The sequence below is a fragment of the Sabulicella glaciei genome, assembly GCF_026183895.1.
GTDB classification, from domain to species: Bacteria; Pseudomonadota; Alphaproteobacteria; order Acetobacterales; family Acetobacteraceae; genus Roseococcus; species Roseococcus glaciei.
In genome coordinates, this window is record NZ_JAPFQI010000020.1 from 26,112 (window position 1) to 41,019 (window position 14,908).

At 63.4% G+C, this 14,908-nt stretch carries 9 protein-coding genes and 5 pseudogenes; 10 read left to right on the forward strand and 4 right to left on the reverse strand.

Annotated elements, in window-relative coordinates; genetic code table 11:
• Window positions 1-47 precede the first annotated feature (47 nt).
• Window positions 48-1,085, forward strand: a pseudogene (locus OF850_RS18880) (IS110 family RNA-guided transposase).
• A 543-nt stretch (window positions 1,086-1,628) separates the two neighbouring features.
• Here OF850_RS18880 and OF850_RS18885 read toward each other — a convergent pair.
• The 4 genes from OF850_RS18885 to OF850_RS18900 form a co-directional block, all read right to left on the reverse strand.
• Entirely contained in the window at window positions 1,629-2,642 is a 1,014-nt protein-coding gene (locus OF850_RS18885) for an IS110 family RNA-guided transposase (protein WP_301591894.1), read from the reverse strand.
• 483 nt (window positions 2,643-3,125) lie between these two features.
• Complete coding sequence (locus tag OF850_RS18890) at window positions 3,126-4,373, reverse strand: M12 family metallo-peptidase (RefSeq protein ID WP_301591895.1); 1,248 nt, start codon at window positions 4,371-4,373, stop codon at window positions 3,126-3,128.
• Between the two features lie 749 nt (window positions 4,374-5,122).
• Window positions 5,123-5,275, reverse strand: coding sequence for a hypothetical protein (locus OF850_RS18895; protein WP_301591896.1), 153 nt, complete (start codon window positions 5,273-5,275; stop codon window positions 5,123-5,125).
• A 1,527-nt stretch (window positions 5,276-6,802) separates the two neighbouring features.
• Window positions 6,803-7,360, reverse strand: a complete 558-nt coding sequence (locus tag OF850_RS18900; protein WP_301591897.1) for a hypothetical protein — start codon at window positions 7,358-7,360, stop codon at window positions 6,803-6,805.
• A 6-nt stretch (window positions 7,361-7,366) separates the two neighbouring features.
• Between OF850_RS18900 and OF850_RS18905 the strand changes: the two are divergent.
• The 9 genes and pseudogenes from OF850_RS18905 to OF850_RS18945 all read left to right on the forward strand — a co-directional run.
• Window positions 7,367-7,900: pseudogene (locus OF850_RS18905) on the forward strand (winged helix-turn-helix domain-containing protein); the annotation flags it as partial.
• Between the two features lie 341 nt (window positions 7,901-8,241).
• Window positions 8,242-9,222 (forward strand): annotated as a pseudogene (locus OF850_RS18910) (IS3 family transposase); the annotation flags it as partial.
• 164 nt (window positions 9,223-9,386) lie between these two features.
• Window positions 9,387-10,352 (forward strand): annotated as a pseudogene (locus OF850_RS18915) (IS110 family RNA-guided transposase); the annotation flags it as partial.
• A gap of 153 nt (window positions 10,353-10,505) precedes the next feature.
• Window positions 10,506-10,703, forward strand: a pseudogene (locus OF850_RS18920) (IS3 family transposase); the annotation flags it as partial.
• A 595-nt stretch (window positions 10,704-11,298) separates the two neighbouring features.
• Window positions 11,299-11,487 (forward strand): hypothetical protein, encoded by a 189-nt coding sequence (locus OF850_RS18925; protein WP_301591898.1) that lies wholly within the window; start codon window positions 11,299-11,301, stop codon window positions 11,485-11,487.
• A 447-nt stretch (window positions 11,488-11,934) separates the two neighbouring features.
• The gene (locus OF850_RS18930) at window positions 11,935-12,141 is read left to right on the forward strand and encodes a hypothetical protein (RefSeq protein WP_301591899.1); all 207 of its coding nucleotides are present in this window, start codon (window positions 11,935-11,937) and stop codon (window positions 12,139-12,141) included.
• 79 nt (window positions 12,142-12,220) lie between these two features.
• On the forward strand, window positions 12,221-12,808 hold the full coding sequence (locus tag OF850_RS18935; RefSeq protein ID WP_301591900.1) for a M35 family metallo-endopeptidase: 588 nt from the start codon (window positions 12,221-12,223) through the stop codon (window positions 12,806-12,808).
• Window positions 12,809-12,890: 82 nt separating this feature from the next.
• Window positions 12,891-13,418 carry an SDR family oxidoreductase gene (locus tag OF850_RS18940; RefSeq protein WP_301591901.1) on the forward strand — a complete coding sequence of 176 codons (528 nt, stop codon included), beginning with the start codon at window positions 12,891-12,893 and terminating at the stop codon, window positions 13,416-13,418.
• Between the two features lie 110 nt (window positions 13,419-13,528).
• Window positions 13,529-14,575, forward strand: a complete 1,047-nt coding sequence (locus OF850_RS18945) for an IS110 family RNA-guided transposase (RefSeq protein ID WP_301591902.1) — start codon at window positions 13,529-13,531, stop codon at window positions 14,573-14,575.
• Window positions 14,576-14,908 lie beyond the last annotated feature (333 nt).

A 14,908-nucleotide genomic window follows, 5' to 3' on the forward strand; every position in this document is an offset into this window, starting at 1 on the left:
GAACGGGGTCCGAGTGGGTCGGCCCCAAGCATCATCGAGGGACAGCCATGGAGCACTATGCTGGGACTGATGTCTCGCTGAAAGACAGCAGCGTGTGCGTGGTCGATGCCACTGGCCGCATGGTGCACGAGGGGGAAGGTGGCGAGTGAGCCTGAGGCGCTGCTTGCCTGGCTTCGCGGCCTTCGGGTTCAGGTATCGCGGATTGGGCTCGAGGCGGGGGGCGTCGTCGCAGTGGCTGCATGCCGGGCTCGAGAACGCTGGCTTTGAATCGGTGCTGCTGGAGACGCGGCACGTGAAGGCGGCGCTCTCGGCGATGACGGTGAAGACCGATCGCAAGGACGCCCGTGGTATCGCGCAGTTACTGCGGATGGGTTGGTTCCGGCCGGTGCACCGCAAATCGCCCGCTGCCCAGGAGGTGCGTGCGCTGCTGGTCGGACGAAAGCTGCTGCAGGGCAAGTTGCGGGATGTGGAGATGAGCATCCGGAGTATCTCGCGTGGCTTCGGGTTGAAGGTGGACGAGGTCAGCAAGGCGAAGTTCGCCGTGCGGATCCGCGAACTCGCTGCCGGGCAGGACATGCTGGAGACGGTCAACCGGCACAATGCTGGCCGCCCGCGAGGCTCTCCTGGCTGAGTTCATGCGCCTGCACCGGCGCATGCTGGCGATCGTGCGGGCCGATGAGGTTTGCCGGCGCCTGATGACGGTGCTTGGCGTGGGCGCGCTGGTGTCGATCACCTTCAAGGCGACGGTCGACGACCCAGGCCGGTTCCGATCCTCCAAAGCGGTCGGGGCGCATTTCGGGCTCACTCCGAAGCGCTACCAGTCCGGCGAGACGGATGTGACGGGCGGGATCAGCAAGGTGGGCGACGCGATGGTGCGCACCGCGCTCTACGAGGCTGCCAATGCGGTGCTGAGCCGGCCGACGCGCTTCTCGGCCATGAAGCGCTGGGCGATGGACGTCGCCAAACGCCGCGGCCTGAAGCGGGCGAAGGTGGCCTTGGCGCGCAAGATCGGGACCGTGCTCCATCGCATGTGGGTCGATGGTACCGAGTTCCGCTGGGGCAAGGAGGCAGAGATCGCCGCGTAGGAGGTCATCGACGCGCGAAGGAGGAGTTTGGGCGGGGCGGACCGAAGGGGTCGCACCCGTCCTCCGAAGTCCCGTCGCCGGGACGCGGGGACCAGCGAGGCCGGGTGTCATGCTGTGGAAGGCTCTCGGGCCGAACCACGCGCCTGGGATTGGGCCGCTGCTTCTCTGTCTGACCGCATGATGTGGCGGCCCCGCGCCGACCACGGACGGAAGCATGAAACCGGCGACGCGGTACTCACTTGGAGGGCTTGACGCACCAAGGCCCATTAGGGAAGCACTATAGTTGCGCGCGTGGATGGCCCCCTGTCCTGCAAGAAGAATTTTGGCGATCGAGCAGCGGTAGTCGCTTGCAGTCGTGTGTCCGGCCTTCAGCGCGGCACGACGGCCGCTGGCCCTGATGGGTGTCCGCGAACTGGGGCCTCATCGGTCTCACGGGTTCAACGACCTCGGATACGTTCCAGGCTGCTCCAAACTCTTCGGGACGGCCGCTCACTCCATCACGCCTCGTCCTCTCGCAAGCACCCTCCTTCCGGCTGCCTTACTTCATGCCGCGGGAACGGCTGCTGGCCGGTATACGTCTCCCCGGGCCATCAGGGCCCAGACGATGCGCGCCATCTTGTTCGCAAGCGCGACCGCAACCTTGAGCCGGGCATGCCGGTGCAGGAGCCCCTGGACCCAGCCATTGGCCTTCACCTCCCGCGAGCCCCGCAGCGCGGGTTGTGCCCCGATGATCAACAGGCGGCGGATGTAGCCGTCTCCCTGGTGAGTGATCCGGCCCAAGCGCTGCTTTCCGCCCGTTGAGTTCTGCCGGGGCACCAAGCCCAGCCAGGCTGAGAACTCCCGGCCAGAGCGGAACATCGAGGCGTCGGCGATGGTCGCGACGATGGCGCTCGCGATCAGCGGCCCAATTCCCGGGACCTTGGCGAGGCGCTGGCTGGTCTGATTGGCCCGGTGCCAAGCCAGGATCTCCGCATCAACCTGATCGATGCGCTTCTCAAGCTCGTCGATCTGCTCTGCAAGAAGGCCGAGGATCCTTCGCCCGGGCTCAGGGACCGTATCCGTTTCCAAGTGGGCGCGCAGCCGTCCCAAACGGCAAATGCCCTGCGCCTCGGCAATGCCGAACTCTGCCAGGAGGCCACGCAAGGAGTTGGCGGCCTGGGTCCGCTGTCGGACCAGCAGATCACGCGTGTGATGCATGACCAGGACAGCCTGTTGCTCCCGGCTCTTGATCGCTACGAACCGCATGGTCGGACGGGTCACGGCTTCGCAGATCGCCTCCGCATCGGCCGCATCGTTCTTGCCTCGCTTGACATAGGCCTTGACGTAGTGCGCCGGCATTAGGCGAACCTCGTGACCCAGCTCGCTCAGTTCTCGCGCCCAGTAGTGCGCCGTTGTGCAAGCTTCCATGCCGATGAGGCACGGTGGCAGCCTTGCAAAGAACGGCATCATCGCGGCACGACGCAGCTTCTGGCGCAGCACGACTTTGCCGTCAGGACCGAAACCGTGAAGCTGGAAAACATGCTTGGCGAGATCGACGCCGATCGTGGCAATCTGCATGGCGGATGGCCTCCTCCTGAGGTGTTCGACGACCCTCACCTTGGCACTTTGATGCCGATCGGGGGCCATCCACCCCATCGGTCTCAGGGCCCAAGCCCTGGAGAAGATGGGTTCCACACGCTCCAGGCCTCATAAACCGCGCGGTGTCAGGCACCACATTTTTGATCAGGCTACTGGAACGCCGGTTCGACCGTTAGCCATCCGTCTTTCACTCTCGACGAGCGGCCAACTATTCGCCGCCGCAGAATACGGTGCAAAAATGAACAGAAACCGCTTAAGCTGCCGCTTCGCATTAGCCTATGAGGGCCACGGGCCATGGGCCATGGGCCATGGGCCATGATTAACCCTCGTTTGGATGGCATGGAAGAGTACCGGAAGGACTGCTGCATCTCCTCCTCTCAAACGGTAGCAATCCTTCACGACGCATTCAAAATCGGACCAAAGATCAGTCTGATACCCGCGTCCGTGTAGCAAAACTAGCCTCTAGCGCCCTGGCGAGTCCGACATATTTGGATTGCCTCGGAACGAACTAACATAGTCCGCCGTTTCATTCAGCCGGCGAGCATCGTGGCTCCTCTCGGCATTGCCCCACTCGGTAGGTCGTGCCCATTGAAGTTCACGTGGACACAGAGGAGAGGAATTGCACGGATAACCCATTATTGTCCTGCGACGACGCACTTCATCAGTATAACCATGCGCATAACCCGGTGCCGAGTCTGCCTCCGGATTGTGCCTTGCACCCTGTAGATGTCCGATTTCGTGTGCAAAAGAATACTGGCGGGTGGCGCAATCGAAATTCACAAGGGCGAACGCCGCGTCGGCTCCGACTTCAATGTCGCGAGCGAGTCCGCAGTAAGAGCGATTATTCACGAGCAACACCGCGATATCTGCCGCTCTCGTGTCGCGCAGCGAATGAATTTCATCTATTTTCCCATCCCCGCGAAGGGCAAACGCATCTAAGTCAACATCAAATGAGCCGGATTCGTTATAATTGAGGTGGATCGGATCGCCCGCCAAAACCAAGCGAATGTTTACTCCAGAGTTAACATAAGATCGGTTGGATTGAGCTATCGCCAATGCAACAAGTGATCGTACATCGTCAACCCGCTCCGCGACCTGGTTGGTATAAGCGACTACCACACTAATATCTGTCACGCGATTGTCATTCAGGTCTTTCAGGGGGATTGAGGGCGCGTCACGTGTCTGCCCTGCGCGGCTCCGAAAGGAGGGTGGGTGTTCTGGAGGAAATGTTGCTCGGTCCACCTCCGTCAGAGCGTGCAGTCCTCTTCCAAGCGGGCGAATTTCTATGAAGCTATCGCCTAAATCTATGGTGCCTGTGACCGAGTCTCCCTGAATTATAAGGACGGAGTCGCTAGAGCCGGCTGTATTTGCGCCGGCCGAAGGAGGGGCCGGCTCTGCAGCACCGTTCCAAGAAAAATTCGAAGCTGCTGAGTCAGCGGTCCCGCCGAGGGCTATCATCCTCTCATTAAAAGGCCGGATTTGGACCTGACTACTGCTTTGCAGTCTAGATAGAAACTCGTCAGTCGCAATGACCACTTCTGTGCGGCGTGACGACGGCTGGCTTTCGATTTGCTGTAATCTTCGCGCCTGCTCATCATTTAAATCAGCTCGCCGGGCACTCGGAAGCATGTTTACGTCTCCCGGCTGCGCGAAAGCGGCGCCGGAAGATAGTAAAGCTACAATCATTAATGAATGCATTTTGGAGAACATGTCCTCCTCCCTGTGAATCGGTTTGATCAAGAGCGAAAGTCCACCCTCTGGCCTAGTCCGATGAGCACGCCCGACGCACTATCAAACACCAGAGGATAAATCCCGGGCGCCAAGCTCGTCTCTACGGTCCTCGTGCCCGGGGGTAGATCTGCCCCTGCGACTCCAAGTCGTGCTGCGCCTACAAGAGCTGTGATTATCTCTGCCGTCTTTGGATCGGACGTTGCCTCGAGGCTTGTCAGGTTCCAACCGTTCTCGAGCGTCGGTCTCATTGAAACCGTGCCGAACAATACTCGCTCACGTATGACGTATTCTTGTGAGTAGTCAGGCAAGTAGATTATCTGGATGCCAGAACCCCTTGGCTTGCCGTCGTTGTCCAAAAGTTGTGACACGAGCAAATAGGGTCGAGGGCGGAAAAACCTCAAGCCTTCGCGGTAACTGGCGGGACTGTAAGGTTGTACTTCAACTTTTGAACAGCCTGCGACCGCAGCGGTCATCAGGCTAAGAGCGTAAATTAAGGCGCTTTTCTTCGCGCAACGTCTGCGCTTCATCTGCTACCTCCGCTTGAATCTGTTTAGCGGTCGCCCGCAAAAATAGATGCTACCACTCATTCCTGCCTTGCATGTCAGAGTCTTCGTATCTTCTCTTAGAGGAAATGAGTGCTGGCCTAGTTCGCTCTCCCGACGTTTCCCCCGCTCGGCCTCGGCGTTGGATACGAGCCGCCTGTTGACCCGGAGCTACTGCTCGATCCTCTACCGTCGAAGACTTGAGGCGAGGGTGTGGGACCAGGCGAGGGCATCGAAGGTGGCGAAAACGAAAAAGGAGGTGTCGGTGATGGAGATGGACGAGGTGATGGCGACGGCGTTGGCGACGGAGAAGGTCGGGATGGCCCAGGCTGCGACCATGAAAGCGTGGCGGGCAGTACCAGCATGCCTAGGCCGGCTGAAAAGCCCAGAAGTATCTTATGCATAATCTTTCCTCCCTTCCTAATAGTTTGTTGCGGGGCTTCGTCAGGGAATTTTGGAACTTCTCTTCTGAAAAACCAAATTCCTGTGTTTAGGGTCAGCAGCCTACCGAAAAGATCCGAGTAGTTTGGACGGGGCGAACGAAATAGACTCTTGACCAGTTAAGAGGATTCGGCTGGCTCCATTCTGCAAAACCACCACCAATAGGAAAGCGAAGGTAAAAATTACGTGACCTCTCGTAGAGGCTTACATAATTCTCTACGATTCCCTGGTCCTCGAATGTGGCAAACACGGCGCCTGTCTCATCGTTGATTTCAACCCAGCGATCTCCCTGACGTTCGAAGCGGCCACCAGGTTTCGAGTATTGCGTCGGGCGCGGCCTAAGGCTGCCTCCGCCAGCGGCGCGGTTGAACCCACATGTGACAGCCTCAATCCTGGCCGTACGAGGCGGGTGACTAGGTGCCACACGGTCGGGTATTTGTCGGTATGGTAGTAGAGCTTGTTCAAGTGTTCCGCCCATGCTTGCGATGGCGAAGCCAGCAAATACGTCCGCCTCCAATTCAAGCGGAGGTTGGCTGCCGGTGGATGTTAGCGTATGTCCATTAAGATGATGCCCTACCTCGTGTGCCAGAATAGTCCAGGCGGACCACTCAGAAGTAGTCTGCGCTCGAATCTGGCTAAGAAAAGACTCACTAAACAAAATGTACCTCTTGCCGTTTCGAAGTACCGCTCGTGCATTCCCAACATTGGCTTGTAGGGCTTCGAAATTCGGTCGAAGAGCGACGGCGGAAGTAATAGAATTAATTATTTCAGCGGCATCCCGTGAGCTTCCGACAATGTAGACGTCGGCCTCGAACCGCTCTACTGCGTAGAAGTCACAACTTCCCTCAGGCCCTTGCTCCCACCTTTCGATTTGGGGGTTTGGCTGCGAGCGCGATGTGTGGGGGAATATGCCAAGCGATGCCGCAGAGGTTAGACTAGAGATCAATCCAAGGAGAGGGCGGCGTTCTAAATTTCGGTGCTCTCTGCACAACAATCCTCGAGCGAGACATGCGCAGAATTGGGCTCTTGAAGGAGTTGACCGGTCTATGGGCATCGTCCGGATCCCTGCTAATCGCACTCTGCCGCGACGGCGATTGTGGCACTTCACTGCCGGGGAGATCGTATCATATTGCATTATGATGCATGTGATTTCAGATTAATTTTCCAACATCTCATTCGGGCCGGTCGGTCACGTCATTAGTTTGGAGCGCTGGCTGGGTCTGACCCGCTCGTCAGGCCGAGGAACCAATAATCGCTTCCGGCGACACAAAGAATCGCGAAGCTGGGCATCGCGGAGGATCGGCCGCCCCCAGCCCAAGTCATCCGTTTTGCTTTCAACAGCTCAGCTCAGCTCAGCTCAGCTCAGCTCAGCTGGGCTGGCTGGCGCCGCCTTTTTTCCAGTGGTCTTAACTCGACTTCGGCCAATCAGGCGGCGTTGCAGAGAGCGTAGGCAATGCCCTCGCGGAGGGCTGGCGGGAGTTTAGCGGTATCGGCTGACTGTCCGGACATGACGAAACCCTGCTTGCTCCAGATCTCGCGTCGTACTGCGGCGAGGGTATCGGCAAAGGTCGGCCGCTGTTTGTGGTACCAGGCGCTGGCCGAAACATGGGCTCTGGCTTGGCGGTCGAGGCTAGCCCCCAGCAAGGCAACGACGGAAAACAGCCCGAGCAAGCAGGGCGTGCTGCGGGCGATCGCCTTGTCCGACCACTGCCTCTGGCTCTCGACACCGAGGTGATCACGGACCTCGCGGAAGGTGACCTCGAGTTGCCAGCGCTGGACGAACCAGCAGACGATCTGCAGTGGCTCCTGCGCCGGGTCGGTGCAAAGCAGCGCCTGCGGATCGAAGCGTTTGCTGGGATCGCGGAGCAGGACCCAGCGGATCGGCACCACGGGCATGCCACTGTGGCGCCAGACGGCGGTGCCGGAGCAGATCTCCACCAGGCCAAGGGTCTCGTCGCCTCGCTTACGATTGGCCTGCGCCAAGCCGGCATGACCTACGCTGAGATCGCCGCCCAGGTCGGCCTCAGCGCGACCGCGGTGCTCAACATTTGCCAGCGCTATGCCGAACATGACGCGGCCGGGCTGAAGACGGGTCCACGCGGGCCCGAACCGGGGCACGGCCGGTTTCTTTCTGCTAAGGAGGCAGCGGCGCGCGACCTGATCCGGCGCCACACGCCGGACGAACTGGACCTGCCTTTCGCGCTGTGGAGCCGGGCGGCGGTGCGGGAACTGATCGGGCGGCGCTTCGGGGTGCGGCTGGCTGTCCGAACCATGGGCACCTACCTCGCGCGCTGGGGGTTCACGGCGCAAAAGCCGCTGCGACGAGCCTACGCGCAGGACCCTGTGGCGGTGCGGCGCTGGCAGCGGCGGGACTACCCTGCGATCGCCAACCGGGCCAAAGCCGAGGGCGGCGCCATCTTCTGGGGCGACGAAACCGGCCTGCGCTCCGCCGACGTGCGGGGCCGCAGCTATGCGCCCCCTTGGCGCACGCCGGAGGTGCGGGTCAACCATCAGCGGGCCGAGCTCGGCCTGATCTCGGCCGTGACCAACAAGGGCGAGTTGCGATGGATGGTGCTGGACGGTGTCCAGGCAACACCGCAAGCGACGTCTGGGCGGATACCGGCTATCGCAGCCGGGCGAAGCTCGAGTTGCAGCGCGCCAAGCCGCGAGGGCGACCGATGCCAAACCACATCACCCACGGCAACGCGACCAGGGCGCGGGTGCGGAGGATTGGCGCGTGCCACGGCACGGATCACGCTGGCCAACCTGGTCTACAACATGCGCCGACTGGTCTGGATCGAGGGAAGAAGTGGAGTTGACCCGCTTCTGTGGACACCCCGAGGCTTGAGACGGAGGTGTCCGAGATGCCGAAATTCAGGGTGCCCTACCCGCCGGAGTTCCGGCGGCAGATGGTGGAGTTGGTCCGATCAGGGCGACACCGGAGGAACTGTCGCGCGAGTTCGAGCCGACGGCGCAGTCGATCTGGAACCGGGTGCGCCAGGCTGAGCGTGACGGCGGGTCTCGCGCGGACGGCGGTGCGACCAGCCCCGAGCGGGAGGAGCTGACGAAGCTCCGGCGTGAGAACCATCGCCTGCGCCAGGAGCGCGACATCCTGGCAAAGGCGCCGGCCTGGTTCGCGACGGGGTTGGGCGCCAAAGGCGATCAACGACCCACGGCGGGTCTTCGAATTCATGAGCGCGCACCAGGCCGAATTCCCCATCGCCACCATGGCCCGCGTGCTGGGCGTCTCGCCCTCCGGCTACTACGCATGGCGCAGCCGCCCAGCATCGGCCCATGCCACGAGCGATGCGGCGCTGCTGCGCCGGATCCGCACGATCCATGCCGTTTCCCGCAGCACCTACGGCGCACCGCGGGTGCACGCTGAACTGCAGGCCGCGGGAACGGCTGTGGCCCGCAAGCGGGTGGCCCGGCTGATGCGCGGGGCCGGGCTGCGCGGCGTCTCCCGGCGCCGCTTCGCGACGACGACGCAGCGCGAGCCGAGCCACAGGCCCGCCAATGACCTGGTCGGCCGCGACTTCCGCGCCGCTGGCCCGAACCGGCTTTGGGTGGCGGACATCACCTACGTGCCGACCGCGGCGGGCTTCCTGTTCCTCGCCGTCGTGCTGGACGCTTGGTCGCGCCGGTTCGTCGGCTGGGCGATGGCGACGGACCTTCGCACGCGTCTGGTGCTGGACGCGCTCGATATGGCGGTGACGACGAGGAAGCCCGCCGACGTGGTGCATCACTCGGACCAGGGCAGCCAATATACGTCGCTGGCCTTCGGCTTGAGATGCAAGGAAGCGGGTGTGCGCCCCTCCACCGGCTCGGTCGGCGACGCCTACGACTGTGAGTATGTCGTGGCCGCCCGGCGGGCCTGAACCCGCCTTACGACTGACCTCGTGTCCTCGCGTTGATCTGTCGGCCTGCCGGGCGGCGCCCGCCGATCGCTGGGCAGGTGACCTGATAGGAGCCTGAGGGCGACGTCCCGTCACAGTCCTGTCCGCCCCCCGTGAACGTCGGGCCGTGCCGCATTCACAGGAGGCCGGACTTGGACCTGCAGTCACCAGCCGGAGGCATCGTCGTCGGCGTCGACACCCACAAACACGTCCATGCGGCAGTCTCCCTCAGCGCGTTGGGCGCCCGCCTCGGCGCCACGACGGCTCCGGCGAGCCGCGACGGATACCGGCGCATCACTTCCTGGGCCCGGTCCCTCGGTGCGGTGTCGGCCTTCGGCGTCGAGGGCACAGGCTCCTACGGCGCCGGCCTCGCCCGCGCGCTCCGCGAGGCCGGCCACCGCGTCGTCGAGGTCAACCGCCCGGACCGCAGCGCCCGCCGGCGCAACGGCAAGGACGACATGCTCGACGCCGAGGCCGCGGCCCGCGCCGTCCTTGCCGGCCAAGCGACGGCCGAGCCCAAGGCCGGCACGAGCTCCGTCGAGATGATCCGCCACATCAAGATCGCGCGCGACGCCGCGGTCAAGGCAAAGACCCAGGCCATGCTGACGATCAAGTCGATCATCGTCGGCGCGCCCGCGGAGCTGCGCGAGCAGCTCGAAGGGCTTGGCGGCCCGGTCGCGTTGGCGCGCCGACTGGCCGCGCTGCGGCCCGGGCTGATCACCTCGACCACGGCGTCCGCCAAGGCGGCCCTCCGGGCGACGGCTCGGCGCTGGCTCATGCTCCACAAGGAGATCGCCGCGCATGATCGCGAGCTCGACGCTCTCGTCTCCGCCGCGGCGCCGCAGCTGACCGCAGCCCCTGGCATTGCCAACGCGACCGCGGCCGCCCTGCTGCTGGTCGCCGGCGACAATCCGGAGCGAATCCGTTCCGAGGCCGCCTTCGCGAAGCTCTGCGGCGCCTGCCCGATCCCTGCCTCCAGCGGCCGGACCAATCGCCACAGGCTCAACCGAGGAGGGGACCGGCAGGCCAATGCCGCGCTCCACCGCATCGTCGTCACGCGGATGCGCATCCACCGGCCGACCATCGACTATGTCGCCGGCGCACCAAGGAGGGGAAGACCAAGCCCGAGATCATGCGCTGCCTCAAGCGCTACGTCGCGCGCGAGGCTTTCGCGCTCATCAATGCCCGCCGTCTCGCCGCCCACGGGACCACTTGACCGACATAGGAGCATCAACGCCATGGCCGAGGCGTTCTTCGCCACCCTCGAGTGCGAACTGCTCGATCGCCGTCGCTTCAGCTCCCAGGCCGAGGCGCGGATGGCGGTGTTCGCCTTCATCGAGGGCTTCTACAACCCCACCAGGCGCCACTCCGCCCTGGGCTACCTCTCGCCCATCGAATACGAAACAAGAGCGATGGCCGAGAACGACTGATCCCTAACCGATAACCGTCCACGGAAGTGGAGCAACTTCAAAGTGTGCCCGCCCGACCGATCCGGCCACTGAACGACCATACCATCCGCCCCCGAGGCGGATCAGGCGCTGGGAGCCGAACGGTCCGCGCCCAACGGGCCATCACCTGTCCTCAGCAGCCCCTGATCAGCGGGTTATTCGAGGTGTCCACGCGCTTGGCCGCATCATATCCCCGCAGGTCCACAATCCCGACGTCCTCCGAGCGGACCACCCGTGCATTCACCACCGCAGCCACGGGCGTCGCGTTCCGGCCCGTCTGCGTCCGATCAGCCATGACCAAAGCACGTGCAATGCGATCGAAGGCGCCCGTGCTCGCAAAGCGGAGATCGATCGTGCACCGCGACCAACCTCTGGCCAGTGCGGCCGGGAAAAGGTCTCAACCATACAAGGAATTACTTTACAATCCTTCATCAAAAAAGATTTGATCCCGTCCGATCGGCGGTCGGACCCAAACACCGCGGACCAACAGTGGAGGTGGTAGAGGGGTGCGCAATCGGCTTGTCTCCTCATCGCGTTCTTGTAGAAAGTCGCGCCTGGCTCATCCAGCGGCGAGCGGGTGTCGGTCCCCCGACGCGAGGCCGACCAGTACACTCCCGGCGCCTCAAATCAGATCATGCTCGTGCAGTCTTGGCAGCAGGCGCTTGAGGTGCAGCAGGCGCAGGTCCGATCGGAGGTCGCGGCCTTCCGCACGCGCATTGGTGGCCAGATCACGGCCACCGTGGTCAGCGACTTGGACCTGCCATAGGAACGTGTTGGTCGGAATGATAGCGCGGTGGACTGTTCGGGGGGGTGTTATGCCGCGTCTCTCAGATGAGGCGAAGTCGCTGTCTGAACGATGGGCACCACCGAACGTGGCCGCGAAGGCGGCCGTGGAATGGCTGCAGCCGCTGTCCCGCCGTCTGCTTTGCGCCTGGAATCGTCTAAATGCCGGGCAAGCTCTGTCTCATTTGATTTCGGACGCCTTAAGCGAAGGAGGAAAAATTCGATGACAAGTGCATCGTTGGTCCGCGCTCCAGGGCGTGCGCCTCGCATGCTCTCCCTGGCGTACCGCGCGGCGGTACTTCTGCTCCTCCTGGTTGCGAGACCCGCTTCCGCGCTAGCGGACAGCTGGTTGGTGGAGTTCCGCGACGGCTCGACGGTCACTCAGGTCCGCCTTATAGATACAGCGGGCCCTCTGAACGAGTGGCGGGCGATGGACCCGAACGCCATCATTCCCAACAGCGGCGACTTCATGAACCAGTTCGGGGACGTGCGGCCTACCGTGCAGCCGAGCTGGGTACTGAAGGACTTCGACATAGACAAGGTCGGCGTCGGCTCAGAAGGTGACGGCCAGATGGACGACAACGATGGGACCTTTCCGAAGGGGACATTTAGATGGCGAGTACTAAGCCGGCTTTGACGTCGGTGACGACGGACCAGGGCAGAGGCGCGCGAGGATCGTTTTTGGCCGCTTGGATCGAGAGGGACGGAGGATTGCCGTGGCAGTGAGGATCTGGGGTTTCGTGTTTCTCTGGATCGCGTTGACAGCGGCATCCCCGGCGCGAGCCGCGGCCGGCCCCTGCTCGGCCTCCGAGCAAGGCGTCGCCGCAGCAGCCCTGGCGACTGCTAAAACCGCTCTAGATGAGGTCATCGGACTTTTGGCATCGCCGAACGAGCGGGTCCAAGGACAGATGGAGAAGTGGTTCGGGTCACGCACCGACGCGTCAGTGGCGAGGGTGCGCCAGATCCTCACGAACGCGCGGGTCTTCGCAAATGGAGTGACCTTCCGGTGCCTGAACTCCGCGCTGCCAGATGGGGTGCCCTACGCCTATGTTAACCCCGTCGTGGCGTTTGAAATCTTGCTCGGCCTGCCATTCTTCCAGACCGGCACGACAGGCTTCGACTCGAAGATGGGCGTCGTCATCCACGAGATGACGCACTTCCACCTCGTCGGGGGCACGACTGACTCCCGGAGGCACTATGGGGTACGGGGCAGCCTCCAGCTCGCCACCACTGACCCCGCGAGGGCGATCAGGACTGCCGACAACTACGAGTACTTCGTCGAGGCCCTGGTGTTCGGCCTTTGACCAGGCGTCAGGTTGCTCGTGAGGCGCGCGGGGCTGGATCGACAAGCATCCATGAGGTGTGCCAGGCTCAATGAGAGCTGACTTGGTCTTGGTTCAATGCTGCCCGCCGCCGGGCAATTACCAGGATTGGCGCAGGGATGACTGGATCGCGGCGCTCGACGCCAACATGCTGACGCCGATCGAGCTGATCCGCCGCACGGTTCCGGGGATGATCCAGCGCGGCTTCGGGCGGATTGTGAACATCACCTCGAGCACGGTGAAGGACCCCATCGCCGTTCTGGGGCTCTCGAACGGCGCGCGCGCCGGACTGACGGGCTTTATAGCTGGGCTTGCGCGCGATCTCGCGCCGACGGGCGTGACGATCAACAACCTCCTGCCCGGACCTTTCGACACGGACCGTATCCGCAAGGTCGTCGAGGCGCGTGCGAAGAAGGAGGGTCGCCCGTTCGAGGAGATGTGGCAGCTCCGCTTGAGGGAGAGCCCAATGCGCCGCCTCGGATCGCCGGAGGAGTTCGGGGCAGCCTGCGCGTTCCTGTGCAGCAGCCTGTCGGGCTACATGACGGGGCAGAACGTCCTGCTTGATGGCGGTGCCTGCCGCGGCACCTTCTGAACTCAGCGTCTTGTGTGGACATTGGGTAATCGCGGCCTGAGCGGAGTCCGCTCAAGGTGCCTCGATCCGGGCGGCGTCGCCCGGCATCTCGCACGATGGGAGACCGCTCAATGACCCATTTTGTCGGCCTGGACGTTTCGCAGAAGGTGACGGCCATCTGTGTCGTGGACGGCACCGGCCGTCGTGTCTGGCGCGGCCAGTGCGCCACGCAGCCCGAGCAGATCGAACAGGCCGTTCGACGGCATGCCGGCGATGGCGCCGCGGTTGGGGTGGAGACAGGCCCGATGACGCCCTGGCTGGTCCACGAACTGCGCGGACGCGACCTCGACGTGGTTTGCCTGGACGCCAGGCATGCTCGTGCAGCCCTCAAGATGCAGATCAACAAGACAGATCAGAACGACGCCGAGGGTCTCGCGCAGATCATGCGGACGGGATGGTTCCGGGCCGTGCACGTCAAGTCCTATGAGTCGCACCGGGCGCGTGCCCTGCTGGGCGCGAGGGCTCAGTTGGTCGGCATGACCACACGCCTGTCGAATCACATCCGCGGCGTGCTCAAGGTGTTCGGGCTGCTGCCCGGCGCCATGCGCGGCTTGCCCTTCGACCGCCGTGTCGAAGCCTTGCTCGGCGAGCGCGAGGATCTGGCGCCCATCGTCCGGCCCATGCTGGCTGCCTGGCGCGGGCTACGCGAGCAGATCGCGGCCTTCGACAAGGCGATCCGGGCGCTGGCGAGAGCAAGCCCGGCCTGTCGCCTCCTGATGAGCGTGCCCGGCATTGGGGTCGTATCCGGCCTGTCCTTTATCAGCACGGTGGAGGACCCGGCGCGCTTTGCCCGGTCACGATCGGTCGGCGCCCACATGGGGCTGACGCCTCAGCGGTACCAGTCGGGCGACATCGATCGCAGCGGCAGGATCTCGAAGTGCGGTGATGGCCTCGCGCGGACCCTCATGTACGAGGCGGCCGTGGTCATCCTGACGCGCGTCAAGCGCTCGTCGGGCCTGAAGGATTGGGCGCTGGCGATCGCAAGCCGGTCGGGCTTCGGCAAGGCACGTGTGGCCCTGGCTCGAAAGCTGGCGGTGATCCTGCACAGCATCTGGCGTTCTGGCGAGCCGTTCCGCTGGTCGGCGGAGGAGCGGCAAGGGTGCCCGCAGCCCGCATGACCGTTTGCTGACCAGCACTTCGGCCCAACGCCGGATGTGAGGGCTGCCCCCCGGGGCGAAGGTGCAGGCTGGCTGCGCAAGAGGGCCTTGAGCCACGTGCCCGGCACGCGAGCTCGTTGTGGACATTGCAGCGCCTGTGCTTCGAACCCAATGTTGCGGCGGACTTGTTCGACCGCGAAGAGAACCGTGACCCCGGCCTGGCAGCGCCTGAAGCATTTTGCTCATTGACAAGGAGAAGGCGATTAGAGAACGGCCCCCTCGACGCAAGGGCGATTTGACGTTTGGCGCCGCGGTCGGGTGCGGTCATGTGTCCGGCCTGTTTGTGCGGCACCC

Bases quoted from the DNA above. Each gene is read 5' to 3' on its own strand.
- OF850_RS18895 (WP_301591896.1), bottom strand. From the start codon at position 5,275: ATGGTCGCAGCCTGGGCCATCCCGACCTTCTCCGTCGCCAACGCCGTC.
- OF850_RS18890 (WP_301591895.1), bottom strand. From the start codon at position 4,373: ATGTTCTCCAAAATGCATTCATTAATGATTGTAGCTTTACTATCTTCC.
- OF850_RS18945 (WP_301591902.1), top strand. From the start codon at position 13,529: ATGACCCATTTTGTCGGCCTGGACGTTTCGCAGAAGGTGACGGCCATC.
- OF850_RS18930 (WP_301591899.1), top strand. From the start codon at position 11,935: ATGGACCCGAACGCCATCATTCCCAACAGCGGCGACTTCATGAACCAG.
- OF850_RS18885 (WP_301591894.1), bottom strand. From the start codon at position 2,642: ATGCAGATTGCCACGATCGGCGTCGATCTCGCCAAGCATGTTTTCCAG.